This window comes from Streptomyces sp. SM10, from assembly GCF_002910915.1.
Lineage (GTDB): Bacteria > Actinomycetota > Actinomycetes > Streptomycetales > Streptomycetaceae > Streptomyces.
Genome location: NZ_NEUF01000186.1, coordinates 4,494 through 26,199 on the forward strand (window position 1 = coordinate 4,494; position 21,706 = coordinate 26,199).

The 21,706-nt window shown below is 69.9% G+C and carries 19 protein-coding genes and 1 pseudogene; 8 read left to right on the forward strand and 12 right to left on the reverse strand.

The features are described 5' to 3' along the window. Nucleotides 1-30: 30 nt before the first annotated feature. Together B9S57_RS31580 and aspS are read right to left on the reverse strand one after the other, a co-directional pair. A complete protein-coding gene (locus tag B9S57_RS31580) occupies nt 31-792 on the reverse strand; it encodes a hypothetical protein (RefSeq protein WP_103760736.1) in 762 nt (253 codons plus the stop codon). 497 nt (nt 793-1,289) lie between these two features. Continuing rightward, entirely contained in the window at nt 1,290-3,107 is a 1,818-nt protein-coding gene (gene aspS / locus B9S57_RS31585) for an aspartate--tRNA ligase (RefSeq protein ID WP_103760585.1), read from the reverse strand. Between the two features lie 164 nt (nt 3,108-3,271). On the opposite strand from aspS, the gene B9S57_RS31590 reads away from it, so the two are divergent. Further along, nucleotides 3,272-5,395 (forward strand): SpoIIE family protein phosphatase, encoded by a 2,124-nt coding sequence (locus B9S57_RS31590; RefSeq protein WP_103760586.1) that lies wholly within the window; start codon nt 3,272-3,274, stop codon nt 5,393-5,395. Here the strand turns inward: B9S57_RS31590 and B9S57_RS31595 are convergent. From B9S57_RS31595 to B9S57_RS31605, 3 genes are all read right to left on the reverse strand, one after another. After that, nucleotides 5,390-6,490, reverse strand: a complete 1,101-nt coding sequence (locus tag B9S57_RS31595) for an AI-2E family transporter (RefSeq protein ID WP_103760587.1) — start codon at nt 6,488-6,490, stop codon at nt 5,390-5,392. The genes B9S57_RS31590 and B9S57_RS31595 overlap by 6 nt on opposite strands. Before the next feature lie 241 nt (nt 6,491-6,731). After that, nucleotides 6,732-7,688 (reverse strand): pirin family protein, encoded by a 957-nt coding sequence (locus B9S57_RS31600; protein ID WP_103760588.1) that lies wholly within the window; start codon nt 7,686-7,688, stop codon nt 6,732-6,734. 177 nt (nt 7,689-7,865) lie between these two features. Then, on the reverse strand, nt 7,866-8,306 hold the full coding sequence (locus B9S57_RS31605) for an SseB family protein (RefSeq protein ID WP_103760589.1): 441 nt from the start codon (nt 8,304-8,306) through the stop codon (nt 7,866-7,868). 172 nt (nt 8,307-8,478) lie between these two features. Between B9S57_RS31605 and B9S57_RS31610 the strand changes: the two genes are divergently transcribed. From B9S57_RS31610 to B9S57_RS31620, 3 genes are all read left to right on the forward strand, one after another. Next, entirely contained in the window at nt 8,479-10,305 is a 1,827-nt protein-coding gene (locus tag B9S57_RS31610; protein ID WP_103760590.1) for an acyl-CoA dehydrogenase, read from the forward strand. A 221-nt stretch (nt 10,306-10,526) separates the two neighbouring features. Further along, nucleotides 10,527-11,825: a M18 family aminopeptidase gene (locus tag B9S57_RS31615; RefSeq protein ID WP_103760591.1), complete on the forward strand. Its 1,299-nt coding sequence runs from the start codon at nt 10,527-10,529 to the stop codon at nt 11,823-11,825. A gap of 103 nt (nt 11,826-11,928) precedes the next feature. Beyond that, nucleotides 11,929-12,150 carry a DUF6458 family protein gene (locus B9S57_RS31620; RefSeq protein WP_103760592.1) on the forward strand — a complete coding sequence of 74 codons (222 nt, stop codon included), beginning with the start codon at nt 11,929-11,931 and terminating at the stop codon, nt 12,148-12,150. 65 nt (nt 12,151-12,215) lie between these two features. Here B9S57_RS31620 and B9S57_RS31625 read toward each other — a convergent pair whose 3' ends face one another. Then, a complete protein-coding gene (locus B9S57_RS31625) occupies nt 12,216-14,066 on the reverse strand; it encodes an NHL domain-containing thioredoxin family protein (RefSeq protein WP_103760593.1) in 1,851 nt (616 codons plus the stop codon). Between the two features lie 74 nt (nt 14,067-14,140). Between B9S57_RS31625 and B9S57_RS31630 the strand changes: the two genes are divergently transcribed. Beyond that, the gene (locus B9S57_RS31630; protein ID WP_103760594.1) at nt 14,141-14,374 is read left to right on the forward strand and encodes a hypothetical protein; all 234 of its coding nucleotides are present in this window, start codon (nt 14,141-14,143) and stop codon (nt 14,372-14,374) included. 5 nt (nt 14,375-14,379) lie between these two features. Here the strand turns inward: B9S57_RS31630 and B9S57_RS35040 are convergent, their stop codons facing one another. The 3 genes and pseudogenes from B9S57_RS35040 to B9S57_RS36565 form a co-directional block, all read right to left on the reverse strand. Then, a complete protein-coding gene (locus tag B9S57_RS35040; protein WP_219818604.1) occupies nt 14,380-14,526 on the reverse strand; it encodes a hypothetical protein in 147 nt (48 codons plus the stop codon). A 241-nt stretch (nt 14,527-14,767) separates the two neighbouring features. Then, nucleotides 14,768-15,853, reverse strand: coding sequence for a recombinase family protein (locus B9S57_RS31635; protein WP_146057832.1), 1,086 nt, complete (start codon nt 15,851-15,853; stop codon nt 14,768-14,770). A gap of 64 nt (nt 15,854-15,917) precedes the next feature. Further along, nucleotides 15,918-16,103, reverse strand: a pseudogene (locus B9S57_RS36565) (hypothetical protein); the annotation flags it as partial. Between B9S57_RS36565 and B9S57_RS31640 the strand changes: the two are divergent. Continuing rightward, entirely contained in the window at nt 16,102-16,596 is a 495-nt protein-coding gene (locus B9S57_RS31640) for an LURP-one-related/scramblase family protein (protein ID WP_103760596.1), read from the forward strand. The pseudogene B9S57_RS36565 and the gene B9S57_RS31640 overlap by 2 nt on opposite strands. A gap of 71 nt (nt 16,597-16,667) precedes the next feature. Here the strand turns inward: B9S57_RS31640 and B9S57_RS31645 are convergent, their stop codons facing one another. After that, nucleotides 16,668-17,465, reverse strand: coding sequence for a carbon-nitrogen family hydrolase (locus tag B9S57_RS31645; RefSeq protein ID WP_103760597.1), 798 nt, complete (start codon nt 17,463-17,465; stop codon nt 16,668-16,670). Nucleotides 17,466-17,665: 200 nt separating this feature from the next. On the opposite strand from B9S57_RS31645, the gene B9S57_RS31650 reads away from it, so the two are divergent. Further along, nucleotides 17,666-18,490: a maleylpyruvate isomerase family mycothiol-dependent enzyme gene (locus B9S57_RS31650; RefSeq protein WP_103760598.1), complete on the forward strand. Its 825-nt coding sequence runs from the start codon at nt 17,666-17,668 to the stop codon at nt 18,488-18,490. A gap of 61 nt (nt 18,491-18,551) precedes the next feature. Here the strand turns inward: B9S57_RS31650 and B9S57_RS31655 are convergent, their stop codons facing one another. Next, nucleotides 18,552-19,859 carry a nitrate/nitrite transporter gene (locus B9S57_RS31655; RefSeq protein WP_103760599.1) on the reverse strand — a complete coding sequence of 436 codons (1,308 nt, stop codon included), beginning with the start codon at nt 19,857-19,859 and terminating at the stop codon, nt 18,552-18,554. Next, the gene (locus tag B9S57_RS31660) at nt 19,856-20,539 is read right to left on the reverse strand and encodes a GntR family transcriptional regulator (RefSeq protein ID WP_103760737.1); all 684 of its coding nucleotides are present in this window, start codon (nt 20,537-20,539) and stop codon (nt 19,856-19,858) included. Before B9S57_RS31660 ends, B9S57_RS31655 begins: the two co-directional genes overlap by 4 nt. Before the next feature lie 258 nt (nt 20,540-20,797). Between B9S57_RS31660 and B9S57_RS31665 the strand changes: the two genes are divergently transcribed. After that, complete coding sequence (locus B9S57_RS31665) at nt 20,798-21,697, forward strand: D-alanyl-D-alanine carboxypeptidase family protein (RefSeq protein WP_103760600.1); 900 nt, start codon at nt 20,798-20,800, stop codon at nt 21,695-21,697. The last annotated feature ends 9 nt before the right edge of the window (nt 21,698-21,706 follow it).

Sequence of the window (21,706 nt, forward strand, 5' to 3'; positions counted from 1 at the left end):
CCCGTACGACACGGTGGCGGGATCCCGGGTTCACCGCGCCAGGGACGCCGCGTCCCCCATCACGATCACCGGGTACTTCGCGGGGTCCAGGGTGAGCAGGAGCTCCCGCATCCGTTCCTCGGTCAGCGAGACGCAGCCCTGGGTGGGGCCGCCGTGGTCCACATGGACCCAGATGCCGCCGCCCCTCTCGCCGCCGAGCGGCCGGGTGCGGTCCAGCGGGCTGGTGCCCGGGGTGCGGTTGTAGTTGATCGCGACGACGTAGTCGAAGGAGCCTTCCAGGGGCTCCCCCAGGAAGCCCTCCCCGCTCACCGCGAAGCGGGACTGTTCGTCGTACGGCAGCAGCGCGCCCGGGTCGGGGAGCCGGCCCCCCGCGTCGGTCAGCCCGAAGACCCCGACGGGTGAGCGCAGGTCGTCGGCGACGTGGTGGTCCGTCCACCCCTCCATCCCGTTGTGAGCGGGCCAGGGGCCCGCCCCGGGTCTCCAGCCGCGAGCGGCGTCGTCACGGCTGTAGAGCGCGACCGCGGAGCGGTTGGAGTCGGGCCCCTGTCCCGTCACCACGAGGGCCTGCCGTGCGGTGACCGGGATCTGTGCCCGGGTCTCGGGTCCCAGGTCCGGGATCTCCGCGGGAGCGACGAAGGGCTCCACGACGCGGGGCGGCGCGGGTGAGGCCCCGGGACCGGCCGCGCCCCTGGGCGCCGAGGGGTCGGAGGTCTGCACCGCACCGGCGGAACAGCCGATGACCAGGACGAAGAGGGTGACGAGAAGGACGTACGGGCGACGCGGGACGGACACGGTGCGGAACTCCTCGGTGGCGGGCGGGCGAGCACTTCCGGTGCCAGTCCTTGCCGGGCCGGGCGGCGCCGAACCCGAACCGGGGCCATCCGGATGTACCCGCTCCGCGTACCCGCGTACGGCGAGTTCCGCACGTCTCACCCGTACGCAGGCAAAGGGCACGGACCCGTCGGCGGTTCCGGGCCCCTTCCCGCAGGATTCCAGCGGGCCCTGGAGGTCCGTGCCGTCGTGGGTCTCGTCGGGGTCGACGCCCATCGTGATCGAGCCGGTGCCGCCCCACGCCATCCTGCCCGTGCGGTACGAGAGCTTCAGCGACCTCCGGTCACCCCGCTCCGGTCGTGTCCTCGGTCAGGGTCGTGCGGGTGGTGGTGCTCGAACAGGTGACGGCTGTGTGTTCCTGTGCGAGCCCGGTGACCACGGGCTCCGCGATGCAGAACAGTCCCCGGCCGGTCGGCCGGGGACTGTTTCACGTGGAACCGAAGCGGAACCGCTGACGCCTACTTCGCGCCCGTGTCCCTGGCCACCGAGTCCTTGGCCTCCGCCTTCTCCTTGGCCGACGCGACGGGCTTGCGGAGCTGGATGTTCAGCTCGCGCAGACGGGTCTCGTCCAGCTCGCTCGGGGCGCCCATCATCAGGTCCTGGGCGTTGCCGTTGAGCGGGAAGGCGATCGTCTCCCGGATGTTGGGCTCGTCGGCCAGCAGCATGACGATGCGGTCGACGCCCGGGGCGATGCCGCCGTGCGGCGGGGCGCCGAGGCGGAACGCGCGCAGCATGCCCGCGAACTCCCTCTCGACGGTCTCCGCCTCGTAGCCGGCGATCGCGAAGGCCTTCAGCATGACCTCGGGCTCGTGGTTACGGATGGCGCCGGAGGACAGCTCGATGCCGTTGCAGACGATGTCGTACTGCCACGCCAGGATGTCGAGCGGGTCCTTCTCCTCCAGGTCCTTCATGCCGCCCTGGGGCATGGAGAAGGGGTTGTGCGAGAAGTCGATCTTCCCGGTGTCCTCGTCCTTCTCGTACATCGGGAAGTCGACGATCCAGCAGAAACGGAAGACGCCCTCCTCGAAGTGGCCGGCGCGCTTGGCGGCCTCGACGCGGACGACGGACATGATCTTGGAAACCTCGTCGAACTCGCCCGCGCCGAAGAAGACGGCGTGGCCGGGAACGAGGGACAGACGCTCGGTGAGGGTCTTGATGTCCGACTCGGTGAGGAACTTGGCGATCGGGCCCGCCAGCGTGCCGTCCTCGCCGACGCGGACCCAGGCGAGGCCCTTGGCGCCGTGCTCGACCGCGTACGCGCCGAGGCCGTCGAAGAACTTCCGGGACTGCGCCGCGGTGTCCGGCACCGGAAGCGCACGGACGTGCTTGCCGGCGAAGGCCTTGAACTCCGAGTCCGCGAAGATGTCGGAGATGTCGACGAGTTCCAGCTGGGCGCGCAGGTCCGGCTTGTCGTTGCCGTACTTCAGCATCGACTCGCGGAACGGGATGCGCGGGAACGGCGAGGTGACGTGGCGCCCGTTGCCGAACTCCTCGAAGAGCTCGGTCATGAGCTTCTCGATCGGCTGGAAGACGTCCTCCTGCTCGACGAACGACATCTCGACGTCGAGCTGGTAGAACTCGCCGGGCGAGCGGTCGGCCCGGGCGTCCTCGTCGCGGAAGCACGGCGCGATCTGGAAGTAGCGGTCGAAGCCGGAGATCATCAGCAGCTGCTTGAACTGCTGCGGCGCCTGGGGGAGGGCGTAGAACTTGCCCGGGTTCAGACGGGACGGGACCACGAAGTCGCGGGCGCCCTCGGGGGATGTCGCGGCGAGGATCGGGGTCGCCATCTCGTTGAAGCCGAGGGCCACCATCTTGGAGCGGATGGAGGCGATGACGGACGAGCGCAGCATGATGTTGCGGTGCATGCGCTCGCGGCGCAGGTCGAGGAAGCGGTACTCCAGGCGCCGCTCCTCGTTGACGCCGTCCTCGGCGTTGATCGTGAAGGGCAGCGGGGCCGCCTCGCCCAGCACCTCGACCTCGGTGACCTCGATCTCGATGTCACCGGTCGGGAGCTCCGGGTTGACGTTGTCGGCCCCGCGCGCGGAGACCTTGCCGTCGATCCGGACGACCGTCTCCTTGGTCAGCTTCGACAGGGCCTCGTTGCCGGGGGTGCCGGGGCGGGCGACGAGCTGCACCAGACCGTAGTGGTCGCGCAGATCGATGAAGAGGATGCCACCCAGGTCTCGGCGATTGTGCAGCCAGCCGCTCAGCCGGACGTCGGTGCCGACGTCAGAGGCGCGGAGCTCGCCGCAGGTGTGGGACCTGTACCGATGCATCGTCGTTCATCCAGTCTTCGCGGTCGGGGTGGATTGACACCCCAGGCTACCGCCCGTGGGCGCAGCGTTTCATTGGCATTGTCGCCGCACGGCCGTACGGGAGCCCGCGGCGTCCGGCCGTCCCTCGGTGGCGACCGAGAAGAACATCTTCCTAAAGTGGGGCAATGCGCACCGAGGAGATCCTGGCTGCGATCGGGACCGGCCTGTGGAGCTGGGACAGCTCATCGGGCACGGTCACGCTCGACGCCGAGGCGGCACGCCTGGTGGGACTGCCCGCCGAGCCCACGGCCCGCCCCGGCGACGAGGTGCGCCCCCGCTTCCACCCGGCCGACTGGAACGAGCTCGACGGCATCGTGAACTTCGCGATCGCCGAGGACACCGTGGCCGAGGCCAGGATGCGGATCGTGGACGAGCAGGGGGCGGTCGTACGCACGGTGCGCACCCGGTCCAAGCCGGTCCCCCTGGACACCCCGGGCCGCCACACGTACGTGTTGATGGGCATCCTCCAGGAGGTCGCCGAGCCCCCGGGGGCCACCGCGGCGCAGACCCCCCTCACGGGCGACTGGCGGCGCTCGCGCGAGGCGTTCCTGCTGGACGCGGGGCGGGCTCTGGCCGAGGCCGGGTCCACCGAGGAGGTGCTTCGGGTCGCCGGGTCGCTCTCCATGCCCGGCTTCTCGCCGGACGGACTCGCCGTCTTCGGGGTCTCGGGCGAGCGGCTGACGGTCATCGGGCACCACGGGCACAACGTCGACGACGAGAAGCCCTTCACCGACATGCCGCTGGAGACCGACTATCCGGCGGCCGAGGTCGTCCGGACCGGTCAGGCGATCTACCTCGAGTCGCCCGAGGAGTACCGGCGGCGCTTCCCTGCCACCTGGCCCCTCGCCGAGGAGTTCGGGCGCCGGTCGTGGGCCTTCCTGCCGATGATCTCGTCCGGGCACACCATGGGCGCCTGGATGGCCGGGTTCCGGCACACCGTGGCCTTCACGCCGGACGAGCGCTCCGTGCTGACGACGGTGGCCAGGATGCTGGCGCAGGCCCTGACGCGCGCGGGGGTCGCCGAGACCGAGCGGGAGCTGTCCCTGGGCCTCCAGCGGGCCATGAGGCCGTCCCTCGGCCCCGGCGTGCCGGGCATGGAGGTGGCCGCCCGCTACGTCCCGACAGGGGGCGGGCTCCAGGTCGGCGGCGACTGGTACGACATGATCCCGCTCCCCAACGGACGGATCGCCCTCGTCATCGGTGACGTCCAGGGCCACGACGTGCGGGCAGCCGGGCTGATGGGCCAGCTGAGGATCGCCCTGCGCGCGTACGCCGCCGAGGGACACCGCCCCGACGCCGTGCTCTCCCGCGCCTCGCGCTTCCTCTCCGGCCTGACGGAGACCTACGACCTCTCCGACGGCGAGGACCGGTCCGACGCGACGCGCTTCGCGACCTGTCTGTACGCGGAGGCCGACCCCGAGAACGGCACCCTCGACATCGCCCGGGCCGGCCACCCCGACCCGGTGGTGGTCAGTGTCGACGGCACCGCGGTGATCCGGCAGACCGCGGGAGGGCTGCCCCTGGGCGTCGAGAAGGACGCCGACTACCCGACGACCCGCGTCGTCCTGGGCCCCGGGGAGACGATCATGCTCTGCACGGACGGCCTCATCGAGACCGGCGGACACGACATGGCCACCGGATGGACCAGGCTCAGGCCGGTCCTGGAGAAGCCCGTGGAGGATCTGGACGAGCTCGCGGACGCGCTCGTCCAGACCGTGCACGGCCCCGGCTCGCACTACACGACCGGCCCGCTCGTCGACCGGCGCGAGGACGACATCGCGGTCCTGGTCCTGCGCCGCGAGGGTGCGCGGACGCGCAGGACCCCGGGGCGGCGCTCGGCGATGACCATCGCCCAGGCGGAACCGGAGCGGGTCGCGGCGGCCCGGCAGCAGCTGCGGGAGCTGCTGCACGACTGGGCGGACACGGAACAGGTCGACGCGGCGGAGCTGATGGTCTCGGAGATGTCGACCAACGTGCTCGTCCACACGGACGGCGACGCGCTGCTCGTGGCGGAGGTGAAGGGGGAGCGGGGCGAGAGACGGCTGCGGGTCGAGGTGGCCGACGCCAGCGACGAGCTGCCGCACAAGCGCCGGCCCGGGGAGATGGCGTCCAGCGGCCGGGGTCTGGTGCTCATGGAGATGCTCGCCGACGCGTGGGGGGTGAGCCCCAGGGGCGAGGGCAAGTCGATCTGGTTCGAGCTGTACGAGTCGGCGGAGCCGGTGGAACTGGGCGCCCTCGCCGGATCATGAGCCGCCGGGAGCCCCCTGCACCTCACCGCCGGACGGTCCTTCCTCCCCGCCGCCGGCCTCGTACCCCTTGCGCAGTTCGCCGATCACCCCGAACGCCGCGGCACACAGCGGCACGGCCAGCAGCATGCCCAGGATGCCCGCCACGCTCGCTCCCGCGGTCAGCGCGATCATGATCATGGCGGGGTGCATCTGGACCGTGCGGCTCTGGATGGCGGGCTGCAGCACATGGCCCTCCAGCACCTGTACGGCGAGCACCACGCCCAGCGCCCAGAGCGCGATCACCAGGCCCCGGTCGGCGAGGGCGACCAGCACGGCCACGGCGCCGGAGAGGAAGGCTCCCAGATACGGGATGTAGGCGCCCACGAAGACCAGCGCCCCCAGACCCACCGCGCCCGGCACCCGCAGGATCAGCAGGCCCACCGTGATGCAGAGCGCGTCGATCAGCGCGATGAAGGTCGTGCCCCGCATGAAGCCCTCGACGGCCTCGAAGGCCCTGCGCCCCATGGCCTCCACGAGGTCGCCCGTGCCGCGCGGGGCGATCGAGTGGGCGAGGTGGGCGGCACGGTCGGAGTCACGCAGGAAGAAGAAGGTCAGCAGCAGGGCGAGGACTCCCGTGGTGACGAGCGACCCGAGCAGGCTGATCCCGCTGAGCAGCCCGCCCGCCGCGCTCGCCCCGAACTTCTCCACGAGGCTCTTGGCGTTGTCCGCCAGGTCGTCCACGTCGGCGACCCCCTTGATATCGAAGTGGTCGATGACCCACTGCGCGGTGTCCTTCAGGGAGTCGACGATCTGGCCACCGGTGTCGACGAGCGCGGTGACGACGATGTACCCGGCGCCCCCGCCCACCGCCACCAGGGCCACACAGGTGAGGCCGGCGGACACCGACCGGTTGACCCGGTGGGCCGTCAGCCAGCGGTGCACCGGCCCGAGCAGCGCCGTACCGAGCAGCGCGAGCAGGACCGGGGTGACGGCGGTCTTGAGCGTGACGCACAGCCAGACGGCCACCGCGGCGACACCCGCGACCAGGAGCAGGACACCGCACCAGGCGGCCGTCCGCCGCGCGACAACGGGCAGGAGGGGCTTCCGGGTAGGCACCCTCCCACCCGATCACGGGCCCGGAGCGGTGTCCCTTCCTCGCGGGCGTACGGGTGACTGCGCCGGACGGCACGTCACATGCCGTGCGGCGCCGGGGAGGTGCCGCGAGGCGCGGGGCCGCGGGGAGGCGGACCAGAAGCCTCCGCCGCCGACGGTCGACACGCCACGCGTACGGCCGGGTTGAACAGGCGGTGCGCGTCCGCCCCTTGCCGCCGCCGGACGGGCCGGACGCGCCCCCCGCTTACATCCCGTGAACGGCGGGGACGGTGCCCAGCAGCCCCTTCTGGAAGTCCTCGAAGGCCTGCTTGAGCTCGTCCTGGGTGTTCATGACGAACGGCCCGTAGTGCGCCATCGGCTCACGGATCGGACGCCCGCCGAGCAGCACGACCTCCAGGTCCGGGGTGTTGCCGTCCTGCGTCTCGTCGGCGCGGACGGTCAGCGAGGACCCCTTGCCGAAGACCGCGGTCTGGCCCGTGCGGACGGGGCGGCGCTCCGCACCGACGCTCCCGCGGCCCGCGAGGACGTAGGCGAGGCCGTTGAACTCCTCGCGCCAGGGCAGCGTCACCTCGGCACCCGGCCGGACCGTCGCGTGGACCATGGTGATCGGGGTGTGCGTGATACCCGGGCCCTCGTGACCGTCGAGGTCACCGGCGATGACGCGGAGCAGCGCGCCGCCGTCCGGGGAGGCGAGGAGCTGGACCTGGCCACCGCGGATGTCCTGGTAGCGCGGGGCCATCATCTTGTCGGCCTTGGGCAGGTTCACCCAGAGCTGGAGGCCGTGGAAGAGGCCGCCGGACATGACGAGGGCCTCCGGCGGCGTCTCGATGTGCAGAAGGCCGCTGCCCGCGGTCATCCACTGGGTGTCGCCGTTCTCGATGGAACCACCGCCACCGTGGCTGTCCTGGTGGATGAAGCTCCCGTCGATGATGTAGGTGACGGTCTCGAAGCCGCGGTGCGGGTGCCAGGGAGTCCCCTTCGGCTCTCCCGCCGCGTACTCCACCTCACCCATCTGGTCCATCATGATGAACGGGTCGAGGTGCCGGTAGTTGATCCCGGCGAAGGCGCGCCGCACCGGGAACCCCTCGCCCTCGAAACCGCTCGGCGCGGTCGTGACGGTCAGCACGGGGCGGGCCACGGCGTCGGTCTGCGCGGCGACCTTCGGCAGGGTCAGCGGGTTTTCGACGGTCACTGCGGGCATGGGAGCCACCTCCGGGAGTCTTCTGATCCCAATTTAGTTGAACAGTGAACATCCCGCAAGGCGGCATTCATTCCCGCCCCGCACCCGGACAGCCCCGAGGGCCCGCACCGTGCCGGACGCCGTTGGTGCGTCCGTGCCGGTGCGGGCCCTCGGAGTGCGTGCTGCCGGGCGCCGCGCTCAGCCGTACATACGGCGCATCGCGAAGTCCACCATCTGCTCCACCGCCTTGGCGTCGAAGACCATGCGGTGATCGCCCTCCATGTCCAGGACGAAGCCGTAGCCGGTCGGCAGCAGGTCGATCACCTCGGCCCCGGTGATCACGAAGTACTTGGACTCCTTGCCCGCATAGCTCCGGAGCTCCTTGAGCGTGGTGAACATGGGGATCACCGGCTGCTGGGTGTTGTGGAGGGCCAGGAAGCCGGGGTTGTCGCCCCGCGGGCAGTAGACCTTCGCCGTGGCGAAGATCTGCTGGAAGTCCTCCGCGGACAGCGAACCGGTCGTGAAGGCTCGTACCGCGTCGGCCAGGGACGGCGGCGAGGGCTCGGGGTACAACGGCTGCTCGCCGTAGCCGCCGCCCATCTGCTGCTGCGCGCCCTGGTTCTGGTCGTAGCCATACATGCCGCAAAGAGTAATCGGACACATCTGTGCCTCGGGGGGTTGCGTCTTATTACTGACGGGTAGCATCATCGTAGAGGTCAGGTGATATACCCACGCCCGGCCGTCCGCCGCCCGATCCTCTGTTCCTCCACGGGGCGCTGCGCGCCACTGCTATTGATTACGGAGCCTTCCCATGGGGCACTACAAGTCGAATCTCCGCGACATCGAGTTCAACCTCTTCGAGGTCCTCGGGCGCGACAAGCTGTACGGCACCGGTCCGTTCGCGGAGATGGACGTCGACACCGCGAAGAGCATCCTCGACGAGGTCACCCGCCTCGCGGAGAACGAGCTCGCCGACTCGTACGCCGACGCCGACCGCAACCCGCCGGTCTTCGACCCCGAGACGAACACCGCTCCCGTCCCGGCCTCCTTCAAGAAGTCGTACCAGGCGTTCATGGACTCCGAGTACTGGCGCCTGGGCCTCCCCGAGGAGATCGGCGGCACGACCTCCCCGCGCTCCCTGATCTGGGGTTACGCGGAGCTCCTGCTCGGCTCCAACCCGGCGGTCTGGATGTACTCCTCCGGCCCCGCGTTCGCCGGCATCCTCTTCGACGAGGGCAACGAGGCGCAGAAGAAGGTCGCCGAGATCGCCGTCGAGAAGCAGTGGGGCTCGACGATGGTCCTGACCGAGCCGGACGCCGGTTCGGACGTCGGCGCCGGCCGCACCAAGGCGGTGGAGCAGGAGGACGGCTCCTGGCACATCGAGGGTGTGAAGCGCTTCATCACCTCGGGCGAGCACGACATGTCCGAGAACATCCTCCACTACGTCCTGGCGCGTCCCGAGGGCGCGGGCCCGGGCACCAAGGGCCTCTCCCTCTTCCTGGTCCCGAAGTTCCACTTCGACTGGACCACCGGCGAGCTCGGTGCGCGCAACGGCGTGTACGCGACGAACGTCGAGCACAAGATGGGCCTCAAGGCGTCGAACACCTGCGAGATGACCTTCGGCGACCAGCACCCCGCCAAGGGCTGGCTGATCGGTGACAAGCACGACGGCATCCGCCAGATGTTCCGCATCATCGAGTTCGCCCGCATGATGGTCGGCACGAAGGCCATCGCGGCCCTCTCGGCGGGCTACCTCAACGCGCTGGAGTACGCCAAGGAGCGCGTCCAGGGCACCGACCTGTCGCAGTTCATGGACAAGACGGCCCCCAAGGTCACCATCACGCACCACCCCGACGTGCGCCGCTCCCTCATGACGCAGAAGGCGTACGCCGAGGGCATGCGCTCCCTCGTCCTGTACACCGCCTCCGTCCAGGACGCGATCCAGGTGAAGGAGGCCGCGGGCGAGGACTCCAAGGCGCTCAACGGCCTCAACGACCTGCTGCTGCCGATCGTGAAGGGCTACGGCTCCGAGAAGTCCTACGAGCAGCTCGCGCAGTCGCTCCAGACCTTCGGCGGCTCCGGTTACCTCCAGGAGTACCCGGTCGAGCAGTACATCCGTGACGCCAAGATCGACACCCTCTACGAGGGCACGACGGCGATCCAGGGCCAGGACTTCTTCTTCCGGAAGATCGTCCGCGACCAGGGCGCCTCGCTCAACGCCCTCTCCGAGGAGATCAAGAAGTTCCTCGCCGGCGCCCAGGACGCCGAGGAGCTGTCCGGCTCGCTGGACAACCTCGCCAAGGCCGCGGTGGACCTGGAGGCGATCGTCGGCACGATGATCACCGACCTCACCGCGACCGGCGAGGACGTCAAGAACATCTACAAGGTGGGCCTCAACACCACCCGCCTGCTGATGGCCTCCGGCGATGTCGTCGTCGGCTACCTGCTGCTCAAGGGCGCGGTCGTCGCCTCCGAGAAGCTGCGCAACGCCTCGCCCAGGGACGTCGCCTTCTACCAGGGCAAGATCGCCGCGGCGAAGTTCTTCGCCGCGAACGTCCTGCCCGGCGTCTCCGCCGAGCGTGCGCTCGCCGAGACCGTCGACAACGGGCTGATGGAGCTGGACGAGGCCGCCTTCTAGCCGCCCCGCCCCCTCCGACCACCGACAGCGCCGCCCCCGGAAACCGTCCGGGTGGCGGCGCTGTCGTACGCCCCGGGTGCACCGGGCAGTGGCCGGGTGGCGGGCGCTGTCCTACGCCCCGGGCGCCCCGGGCGCATGGCCGGATTCCGTCCGGGAGACGTCCGGACAGCGAACTCCTCCTGCCGGATTCCGGACGCGCCGGCCTCGTTACAGTGAAGAGCATGAGCTCTCCCCTCCGCTTCGACCGCGGCCACACCGACGATCTGATGGCCTTCCTGATGGCCGCACCCTCCCCGTACCACGCCGTGGCCGCTGCGGCGGCGCGGCTGGAGAAGGCCGGATTCCGGAAGGTCGAGGAGACGGACGCCTGGGACTCCACCACGGGCGGGAAGTACGTCCTGCGGGGCGGCGCGATCGTGGCCTGGTACGTGCCGGAGGGCGCCGGCGCGCACACCTCGTTCCGGATCGTGGGCGCGCACACCGACTCCCCCAACCTGCGGGTCAAGCCGCTGCCCGACACGGGCGCGTACGGCTGGCGCCAGATCGCGGTCGAGATCTACGGCGGGACGCTCCTGAACACCTGGCTGGACCGGGACCTCGGTCTGGCCGGCCGGATCTCGCTGCGCGACGGCACGCACCGACTGGTGAACATCGACCGGCCGCTGCTCCGGGTTCCCCAGCTGGCCGTGCACCTGGACCGGTCCGCCAACCCCGACGGCCTCAAGCTCGACCGCCAGAAGCACATGCAGCCGATCTGGGGACTGGGTGAGGTCGAGGAGGGCGACCTCATCCGCTTCGTCGCCGAGGAGGCGGGCGTCGAACCCGACGAGATCACCGGCTGGGACCTCATGCCGCACCCCGTCGAGCCGCCCGCCTACCTGGGCCGGGACCGCGAGCTCGTCGCCGGTCCGCGCATGGACAACCTGCTCTCGGTGCACGCCGCGACCGCCGCGCTCGCCGCCGTGGCCGCGCTGCCGGACGACGAACTGCCGTACATCCCCGTGCTGGCCGCCTTCGACCACGAGGAGAACGGCTCCCAGTCCGACACGGGCGCGGACGGCCCGCTCCTCGGCACGGTCCTGGAGCGCTCCGTCTTCGCCCGCGGCGGTTCGTACGAGGACCGGGCCCGGGCCTTCGCCGGCGCCGTCTGCCTCTCCTCGGACACCGGCCACGCCGTCCACCCCAACTACGCCGAGCGGCACGACCCGACGCACCACCCGGTGGTCAACGGCGGTCCGATCCTCAAGACCAACGTCAACATGCGGTACGCGACCGACGGCGGCGGCCGCGCCGTGTTCGCGGCGGCCTGCGAGAAGGCGGGCGTGCCCTGGCAGACGTTCGTCTCCAACAACTCGATGCCCTGCGGCACGACGATCGGCCCCATCACCGCGGCCCGGCACGGCATCCGGACCGTCGACATCGGTGTGGCGATCCTGTCGATGCACAGCGCGCGCGAACTGTGCGGCGCCGACGACCCCTACCTCCTGGCCAACTCGCTCACGGCGTTCCTCACCGACTGACTCCCGCCACCCCAACCGCCCTCACGGACATGGTTGTTGCCGGGCCGGGTACGCGACCCGTACACCGGCCCGGACTCACCGGGCCGTCGAGGAGGCGGAAATCATGGGACTCGGAGGATGCATTCTCCTGATCGGTGCCGGGGCGATTCTGGCGTTCGCCACCGACTGGGAAATGGATACCGTCAATGTCGACCTGGTCGGCTGGATCATGATGCTCGTCGGCCTCGTCGGGGTCTTCGTCTACGCGAGCATCGCGCGCCGCCGCCGCATGGTCGTGCCGCCCACCACCACGGTGGTCACGGAGGACGAACGCCGCTACCCGTAACGGCACGTGAAAGCCCCGCCCGCCCGACACCTCCGTCGGGCGGGCGGGGCTTCGCGCACGGGCCGTCAGCCCTGCTCGTCCATCCCGGCCAGCACCAGCGGGAGCCTGGACGCCCCCGCCGCGGTGACGGTGACGGGAACGCCCCAGTCCTGCTGGTGCACATGGCAGGCCGGGTACTCGTTCGCCGGGTCGTCGTCGCAGGACGCCGCCATCGCGGACACGTGCAGCACGCCCTCGGTGTGCCCGTCCGCGAGGACCAGGCCGCGGCTCAGGTCCGTACCCGGGCCGGCCCCCTCGGCCAGCAGCTCCGGCGGGGTCGAGGAGACGAGCAGCCGGGTCGAGGGGCCGTAGCGCGTGTCCAGCTTCTGGCCGGCGGGCGCCTGGAAGACCACGTCCAGGCGCAGCGTCCCGGGGGCCACCTCGGTGGCCGCCCGCCGGGTGCGGTGGGCCCGGTCCGCGACGCGCACGGCCTCCTCGGGAAGCCGCAGCCGGGTCAGCCGGTGCCGTGCGGACTCGACGACCACCAGATCGCCGTCCACCAGCACCGCGTCGCTCGGCTCCCTCAGATCGGTGGCCAGCGTCGTGACCTCGCCGCTCTCCGGGTCGAAGCGCCGCAGGGCGTGGTTGTAGGTGTCGCTGACGGCGACGGAGCCGTCCGGGAGGGCGGTGACGCCCAGCGGGTGCTGGAGCAGCGCCTGGCCGGCCGGGCCGTCACGGTGACCGAAGTCGAAGAGGCCGGTACCGACGGCGGTGTGGACGGCGCCTTCCGGATCCACCCAGCGCAGCGCGGAGGTCTCCGAGTCGGCGACCCAGAGGCGGTCGCCGGCCGCGGCCAGGCCGGAGGGCTGCGCGAACCATGCCTCGCCGCCGGGCCCGTCGACCAGGCCCTCGTTGGTCGTCCCCGCGGCCACCCCCACCATGTCCTGCCCGGGGTCGTACGTCCACAGCTGGTGCACGCCGGCCATCGCGATCCACAGCCGGTCGCCGAACCAGGCGATGTCCCACGGCGACGACAGGTCCACCTCCGTGGCGGGACCGCTCGTGGCGGAGCCCTGCCACCACTGGCGGCCGGTCCCGGCGAGCGTGGTCGTCACCCCCGTCGCGGGGTCGAGCGCCCTGATCGCGTGATTGACCGTGTCGGCGACGGCGATCCGGCCGTCGGGCAGGAAGGCAAGGCCCTGCGGCTCGCTGAACCGGGCCTCGTCGGGGCCGCCGTCCGCGAATCCGCGCTCACCGGCACCGAAGTGACCCCGCACGGTCTCGCCGTCGGCGTCGAGCTCGACCAGGCGGTGGCGGGTGGTGTCCGAGACCAGGAAGCCGCCGTCGGGCAGGACGAGCGCCTTGCCGGGGAAACGCAGATGCGTGGCGACCGGCTCCGGGGCGACGTACGGACCGTCGCCACGGCGCAGGGTGCCCTTCGCGGCGTGCTCGGTCTCCAGCTCCTCGACCAGCTTCCCGATCGCGTGGGCGTGCCCCTCGCCGGCGTGCTGGGCGACGACGTACCCCTCGGGGTCCACGACGACGAGCGTGGGCCAGGCCCGGACGGCGTACTGCTTCCAGGTGGCGAGCTCGGGATCGTCGAGAACCGGGTGGTGCACCTCGTACCGCTCGACGGCGTCGACCACGGCCTGGTGCTCCGCCTCGTGCACGAACTTCGGCGAGTGGACACCGATGATCACCACGGTGTCGCGGTGCTTTTCCTCCAGCTCACGCAGCTCATCGAGCACATGCAGACAGTTCACACAGCAGAACGTCCAGAAATCCACAACAACGCACTTACCCCGCAGGTCAGCGAGGGTGAGATCTTTCCCGCCGGTGTTCAGCCAACCACCCTTGCCGATCAGCTCGGGGGCACGGACACGGGCACGCTTGCGGGGTGCGGGCGCGGGGGTGGGCGCCGGGGCAGCATCGTTCATCCTTCAAGCTTGCCATCCTGGTATGAACGTCGGATCACACGCGTTCGGCAGGACCTACGACAGGGGAGCGAAGGTTGGCTACGGACGAGGGCGAGACGACTGCCGGCGAGACGGCGCGGACGGTGCAGGGGCTCATGGCGCTGCCGGGGCGGGTGGAGGGCCGTAGGGAGGTGTTCGCCGGATGCGTGGCGGAGGTCGTCCGGGTCCTCGGGCTCGATGTCGTTCACAAGGACGCGGCCGTGGCGATAGCCCGGTCCCATCCGGACGAGTACATCCGCCACCGCGTGGAACACCAGGTCGGTGACTGACACCCTCACTGGGCGCGCTCGACCACGGCGACTTCCGAGAACTCGCGCAGGAAGGTCATGTGCCCGGTCCGGCCCGTGTGCCCGATGCACATGTCCGTGCACACGTCCGCGTCCCCGGTCGGTGCGGCAGTCCACTGGCAGTCCGGGTTCAACGTCGGCAGTCCAAAAACGGAGCCGCACCCAGGGCGCATTTTCCGAGCTGGGGCCGGGGTCGCGGTGAGGGCTGCGCCTGAACTTTGGACTTCCCGGGTGACGAAGTGACGGAATGACGATTAGTTCTGATCCACTCATGGAAACAACAACACTTCTATGAGGGGTAACCGGGGGAGAGCGTCATTTCGTCACTTCGTCACGCGTGTCCGCTGCCGACAGCTGGAAGGGTTACCCCGGTGCTCAGGCGGCGCTGTCGGTTCCCAGCTTCGCCCAATGAATCTGGATGCGTTGCTCAGGGATGATCCGCTGTCCGCGCACTCCCTTGGTCACTTCAACCCTGTCTATGGCGAGTGACAACCGGCCGCGCCGATCTTCGTTCGTCGCCTCGGTCCACGCCTCACGCAGGATGAGGCCGTCAAGCATCGGTGACACGTCCACGGACGGCATGGGGAGCGGCCGCCGCTTTCCTGCGTGTACGAACGTCCTGGATTCCAAGGTGCGGATGATCTGTTCACGCTCTCCGACGGTGATGATCCCCTCGCCGATCTCGACGGTGTCCAGAGTCTCGGGATCGCGGTACGGGAAGACCCTGCCCGTGTACTTCCGCTCGCCGTCGTCCGTCTCGACGGTCTCGGTCTCCGGCATCAGGCCGGCGAGCGCAGGAGAGCGCAGGAGCTGCACGATGCTGGCCGCGTTCCACTGCCCGCCCCTGGGCGAAAGGACCTCGTACTCGTTGAGAAGTCGGGCGATCTTGACCAGCGAAGTCCCGGCGAGCGCTTCATCCGCGATGAGACGGGCGTAGACGGCGTGCTCCGGGTCATGGACGAGCTTCTTGGTCTGCGGGTCGATGAGCAGCCCGTACGGAGGCTGCCCGCCGATCCACTGGCCCTTGCTGCGTAGGTAGCGCTTGGCATGGCCGACGCGTGTGCCGAGATTCTTCGACTCGGATCGGGCGAGTTCGGCGAGCATAGCCACGACCATGCGCGCCGAGTCGTTCGAAGTGTCGAGACCGTCAACCACCGAGACGAGACGGCCGCCGGCCTTCTCGATGTCGTCCAGCACTTTGCCGACCTGGCCGATGCCCTTGCGGGACAGGCGGTCCAGTTTCCAGACGATCAGCGTGCCCACGACGCCCGCCGTGACGGCCGCCAGCGCGGCGTCGAAGCCTTTGCGCTCAACGGTCTTGTAGCCGGAGCGCCCTCTGTCTATGTGGACCTTGCGGACGGTCAGTCCGTTGCGTTCGGCCCAGGCACGGCAGTCGGCTTCCTGCCGTTCGATTGCGGTCTTGTCCGTCCCGGTCAAGAGACAGGCGGAGGTATAGGTCACAGATCGCGTCTTGGTACACACACTGAGTTTGACGAAGAGTTCGGTGGTTCGTTGTCGATTTTCAGAAATCCAGGATGACAATGCGTCCCGGCAGGTCAGCAACGGTGTACTGCCGGTCGCCTGTATTGAGCCAGCCGCCCTTGCCGATCAGTTCGGGGGCGCGGACACGTGCACGTGCTGTCATGCCACAAGTCAACAGCACCGTGGCGTGCGCGCATTCCGGTGAAGGGTCGGGGAACCTGTGATCCATGAGACTTCTCGTACGTGAGCGGCTGCTCGGCATCGGCGACGACTACTGGATCGAGGACGCGGACGGGCACAAGCTCTTCCTCGTCGACGGCAAGGCCATGCGCGTCCGCGACACCTTCGAGTTGAAGGACACGGACGGCCGGGTGCTGGTGGAGATCCGCCAGAAGCTGATCAGCCTGCGCGACACCATGCTGATCGAGCGGAACGGCGAGGAGCTCGCCAAGGTCAAGAAGAAGCGGCTCTCGCTCCTGCGCAACCACTACCGGGTGACCCTGGTGGACGGCACCGAGCTGGACGTCAGCGGCAAGATCCTGGACCGCGAATTCGCCATCGACTACGACGGCGAGCTCCTGGCACAGATCTCCCGGCGCTGGCTGAGCGTCCGCGACACCTACGGCGTCGACATCGTCAGGGAGGACGCCGACGTACCCCTGCTCATCGCGGTGGCCGTGGGCGTGATCGCCCTGGGGGACAAGGAGCACGGGGACGACTGACCGTCCCCGCACCCCCGGAGACACCGGTGGCCCGGTTTCACGTGAAACCGGGCCACCGTGGTGCGTGGGGCTCAGGCGAGGCGCCGCGGGGCGATGCCCAGGCGACGGTCCTTGAGGGCCGGGAACCGCTCCCGGGTGGTGACGGTGGTCGCCGGGTCGAACTCCACGGTGAGCACCTCCTCACCCGCTCCGGCCTCGGCGAGCACCTCGCCCCAGGGGTCGACGACGATGCTGTGAGCCGCCTGCTCGACCCCCGCGTGGGTACCCGCGCACCCGACGGCGAGGACGTACGCCTGGTTCTCCACCGCGCGGGCCTGCGCCAGCAGGGTCCAGTGCGCGCGGCGGCGCTCCGGCCACCCGGCCGCGACGATCATGGTCTCCGCCCCCGCGTCGACGAGTCCGCGGAACTGCTCCGGGAAGCGCAGGTCGTAGCAGGTGGCAAGGCCGAGCGTGGTCTGCGGCAGGGCGACGGTGACGAGCTCCTCACCGGCGCCCATCATCACCGCCTCACCCTCGTCGAAGCCGAAGCGGTGGATCTTCCGGTACGAGGCGGCCCGCTCCCCCTCCGGCGAGAACACCAGCGAGGTGTTGTAGAGCGTGCCGTCCTCGGCACGCTCCACGAAGGATCCGGCGTGCAGCCAGACCCCCGCCTCGGCCGCCGCCTTCGCCATGGCCTCGTGCGTCGGTCCGTGCAGCGGTTCGGCCTCGTCGGCGAAAGCGGTATAGGCGAAGGCGCCGACCGGCCAGAGCTCGGGGAGAACCACCAGGTCCGCTCCCCGCTGCGCCACGACCAGCGAAGCCGCGCGCTCTCTCCGGGAATTGACCGATTCATCCTCGTTTACTGCGATCTGGATGAGGGAGGCGTGCACACTACCACCGTCCTGGCATGAGAGCCGTCAACGCGGGCCTACGATCGTCACACGAAAGCACTGCCGGGGTGCCTTCTCGCAGCGTAACTTAGCGAGCGAACCTCCCACGCAGCCCGCAGACAGCACCGTCGGTGCCGGCCAGCCTGTCCGGCACTCCCTGCTCTCCAGCCCATGCACCGCAGAACCGCACGAGGGGTCACGTGACCGTCCATCCCAGCCTCCAGACCTACGCCGATGCCTGGACCCACTCCATCGAGTCGATAGCCGAGCTGGTCAAGCCGCTCGCCGAGGGGGAGTGGAACCGCCGGACGCCCTGCCCGGGATGGTCGATACGCGACATCGTCTCGCACGTCATCGGCATGGAGTGCGAACAGCTCGGCGACCCCCGCCCGATCCACACGCTGCCGCGCGACCTCTACCACGTGCAGAACGACCACCAGCGCTACATGGAGATGCAGGTCGACGTACGGCGCCACCACACGGCGCCGGAGATGACCTCGGAGCTCGAGTACACGCTCATCCGGCGCATGCGCCAGCTGCGCAACGAGTCGCGCCCCCCCGAGACCATGGTGCGGGCGCCCCTCGGTGCCGAGCAGACCCTGGAACTGGCCCTGCGCATGCGCGCCTTCGACGTCTGGGTGCACGAGCAGGATCTGCGGACGACGCTGGGACAGCCCGGCGGTCTGGACTCCCCCGGCGCACTGATCGTCCGGGACACCCTGCTGATCGGCCTGGCGAAGGTGGTCGCCAAGGACGCGGGAGCGCCGCCCAACTCGGCCGTGGTCTTCGATGTGCACGGCCCGCTGGAGTTCCTGCGCACGGTCAGGGTCGACGGCGAGGGACACGGTTCGGTCGACGGTGCGCCGTCCCTGGGACCTGTGGCGACCCTGTCGATGGACTGGGAGACGTACTACCGGCTCGCCTGCGGCAGGATCAGGGCAGGGGCCGTGGAGGACCGGATCAAGATCGACGGCGACCAGGACCTGGCGGCCGAGATCCTGCGCAACTTCGCCGTGACCCCGTAGCCCGGCACCCGGCGGCGCCCGTCCGCCGGCGGACCCGGTCGGGCTCGCCGGCGGGGCACGGTCAGGCGGGCACGTGTACGGCTTCGACCCGGCTGACGACGTGGTGGTCGCGTTCCCTGTGGGTGGCACTGGCGTACAGCCGCAGGATCTGCACGACACCGAACGCCTCCAGGACGAAGACCGAGGCGAACGCGATGCGGTAGTTGTCCCCGGTCACGTCCAGCAGGACGCCCACCGCGAACAGGGTCGTCATCGAGGCGACGAACCCGCCCATGTTGACGATCCCGGAGGCCGTGCCCTGGCGTTCCGGCGGATTGGCGGGGCGGCCGAAGTCGAAGCCGATCATCGATGCCGGGCCGCAGGAGCCGAGGACCACGCACAGGGTGATCAGCAGCCACATCGGCGCGTGGCCGCCGGGGTAGAAGATCGTGGTCGCCCAGAGCAGCGCCGTCATCGCGACCGTGCCGAGCGCCAGGGGGGCCCGCGCCGCGTGATGGCGGGCGATGACCTGGCCGTAGACCAGCCCCACCACCATGTTCGAGAGCACCACCAGGGTGAGCAGCTCACCGGCGGTACCCCTGCTGAGCCCCTGCGCCTCGACCAGGAACGGCATCCCCCACAGCAGCAGGAAGACCATGGCGGGGAACTGCGTCGTGAAGTGCACCCACATGCCCAGGCGGGTGCCGGGCTCCCTCCAGGAGGCGGCGATCTGCTTCCGTACGTACGCCGCTCCGGCGTGCTCGACGGGCGGCGGCTCGTGGCCCTCGGGGTGGTCCTTGAGGAAGAGGAGCAGCAGCACCAGCACCACCACGCCCGCCAGGGAACTGCCGACGAAGGTCGCGGTCCAGCCGAACCCGTGCAGCGCACGGGCGATGAGGAGCGTCGAGACGAGGTTGCCCGCCATCCCGAAGAGCGCGGCGACCTGCCCGATCAGCGGCCCGCGCCGGGCCGGGAACCACCGGGCGCCGAGCCGCAGCACGCTGATGAACGTCATCGCGTCGCCGCAGCCGAGCAGCGCGCGGGAGGCGAGCGCCATGCCGTACGAGGGCGAGAGTGCGAAGCCCAGCTGCCCCAGCGTGAAGAGCACGACCCCGAGGGTGAGAACCCTCTTGGTGCCGAGCCGGTCGACCATGAGGCCCACCGGTATCTGCATCCCGGCGTAGACGAGCAGCTGGAGGATGGAGAACGTCGACAGGGCCGAGGCGTTGACGTCGAACCGGTCGGCCGCGTCGAGACCCGCGACCCCGAGGCTCGTACGGAAGATGATGGCGACGAAGTAGACCGCGACGCCGATGCCCCAGACCCAGGCGGCGCGCCGGCCGCCGGGCGGGTCTCCGGGCAGGGTGAGCGTGGGAGCGGCGGAGGTCATCGGTCATCCCCCCTGACCAGCACCTTGACCCGGCTGACATGGCGCCGCACGACCTGGGCTGCGCCTTCGGCGTCGCCCGCCCTGATGGCGTCCAGCAGCTCACCGTGCTCGGTGATGTTCGCGGCGATCCTGCCCGGGTGCGCCTCCATCACGGCGACGCCCATCCGGAGCTGCCGGTCGCGGAGCTGGTCGTAGAGGCGCGAGAGGATCTCGTTGCCCGCGTTCTTCACGATCTCGGCGTGGAAGCAGCGGTCCTTGACGGACACGGCGGCCAGGTCGCCCGCCTCGGCGAGCTCCCGCTGCTCCTCCAGGAGCTGTGCGAGGCGGGCGATCAGCTGGGCCGGTGCGGGGACCGCCTTGCGCGCGGCGAACTCCTCGACGAGCAGGCGGGTCTCCACCACGTCGGAGATCTCCTGGGCGGAGACCGCGAGGACCAGGGCGCCCTTCTTCGGGTAGAGCTTGATCAGCCCTTCGACCTCCAGCCGGAGCAGCGCCTCGCGCACCGGGGTCCGGGAGACGCCGACCGCCTCGGCGAGGTCGCCCTCGGTGAGGAGCGTGCCGCCCTCGTAGCGGCGGTCGAGGACCGCTTCCTTGATGTGCGCGTAGACGCGCTCGGCTGCGGGCAGGGGCTTGGGATCCGCCTTGCGGGCGAGGGCGGAGGCTGACGGTGCGGCAGGCATGCACACAGCATAGATACAAGATGCACGCATGACGGATCCGGTCCACGATGCGGGACACCGATGCCTCACGCGACAGGGGTGGGACCACCGGGGCACCGGCCGCAGATCTCCAGGCCTCCAGGGCCCAGAGGCACTCGATCCGGGCACCTGATCCGAATTCACCCCTTCGGGGACGCATCCATCCGGCCGCCTCAGGCGTCTCATCACCAAGCGGCACCCTCATGTGGCCGCACTGCAGGCGTGTTTGGAGCGTTCGACTTGAAAATCGGTCTCAAGGGCATAAACCGCGCGCGTGTCGGCGTCACCGTGGCTCTCACCGCAGGTGCCGTCCTCGCGGGCAGCGGCTTCGCCTCCACGGCTCAGGCAGCGACCCCGCCGACTCCCTCGATCACCGCCAAGGGCGGTTTCGTGATGGACAACGGCACCGCGAAGACGCTCTACGGCAAGGCGGCGGACACCCGTCGCTCCACCGGCTCGACGACCAAGATAATGACCGCCAAGGTGGTGCTGGCCCAGAAGAACCTGAACCTGGACACCAAGGTCACGGTCCAGAAGGCGTACAGCGACTACATCGTCTCGAAGACCGCCTCGTCGGCCCGGCTCATCGTGGGCGACAAGGTCACGGTCCGTCAGCTCCTGTACGGCCTGATGCTGCCGTCGGGCTGCGACGCCGCGTACGCACTCGCCGACACGTTCGGATCCGGCTCCACACGCGCCGCCCGGGTGAAGTCGTTCATCGGCAAGATGAACGCCGACGCGAAGGGCCTGGGTCTGAAGAACACCCACTTCGACTCCTTCGACGGCATCGGCAGCGGCTCGAACTACTCGACGCCGCGCGACCTGACGAAGATCGCCTCCGCCGCGATGAAGAACTCCACGTTCCGCGGGATCGTGAAGACGAAGTCGACGAAGCAGAAGGTCACGACCAAGAGCGGCGGCTACCGCTACATGTCGTGGTCCAACACCAACGCCATGCTGGGCAGCTACACCGGCATGATCGGCGTGAAGACCGGCTCGGGCCCGACAGCCAAGTACTGCCTGGTCTTCGCCGCGACCCGCAACGGCAAGACGGTCATCGGGACCGTGCTCACCTCGACGTCGGCGACCACCCGGACCGCCGACGCCAAGAAGCTCCTGGACTACGGCTTCAAGAAGTAGCCCTGAGCC

Bases quoted from the DNA above. Each gene is read 5' to 3' on its own strand.
- B9S57_RS31640 (WP_103760596.1), top strand. From the start codon at position 16,102: ATGAGACTTCTCGTACGTGAGCGGCTGCTCGGCATCGGCGACGACTAC.
- B9S57_RS31625 (WP_103760593.1), bottom strand. From the start codon at position 14,066: ATGAACGATGCTGCCCCGGCGCCCACCCCCGCGCCCGCACCCCGCAAG.
- B9S57_RS31605 (WP_103760589.1), bottom strand. From the start codon at position 8,306: ATGTATGGCTACGACCAGAACCAGGGCGCGCAGCAGCAGATGGGCGGC.
- B9S57_RS31655 (WP_103760599.1), bottom strand. From the start codon at position 19,859: ATGACCTCCGCCGCTCCCACGCTCACCCTGCCCGGAGACCCGCCCGGC.
- B9S57_RS31590 (WP_103760586.1), top strand. From the start codon at position 3,272: ATGCGCACCGAGGAGATCCTGGCTGCGATCGGGACCGGCCTGTGGAGC.
- B9S57_RS31620 (WP_103760592.1), top strand. From the start codon at position 11,929: ATGGGACTCGGAGGATGCATTCTCCTGATCGGTGCCGGGGCGATTCTG.
- B9S57_RS31610 (WP_103760590.1), top strand. From the start codon at position 8,479: ATGGGGCACTACAAGTCGAATCTCCGCGACATCGAGTTCAACCTCTTC.
- B9S57_RS31615 (WP_103760591.1), top strand. From the start codon at position 10,527: ATGAGCTCTCCCCTCCGCTTCGACCGCGGCCACACCGACGATCTGATG.
- B9S57_RS31600 (WP_103760588.1), bottom strand. From the start codon at position 7,688: ATGCCCGCAGTGACCGTCGAAAACCCGCTGACCCTGCCGAAGGTCGCC.
- aspS (WP_103760585.1), bottom strand. From the start codon at position 3,107: ATGCATCGGTACAGGTCCCACACCTGCGGCGAGCTCCGCGCCTCTGAC.
- B9S57_RS31660 (WP_103760737.1), bottom strand. From the start codon at position 20,539: ATGCCTGCCGCACCGTCAGCCTCCGCCCTCGCCCGCAAGGCGGATCCC.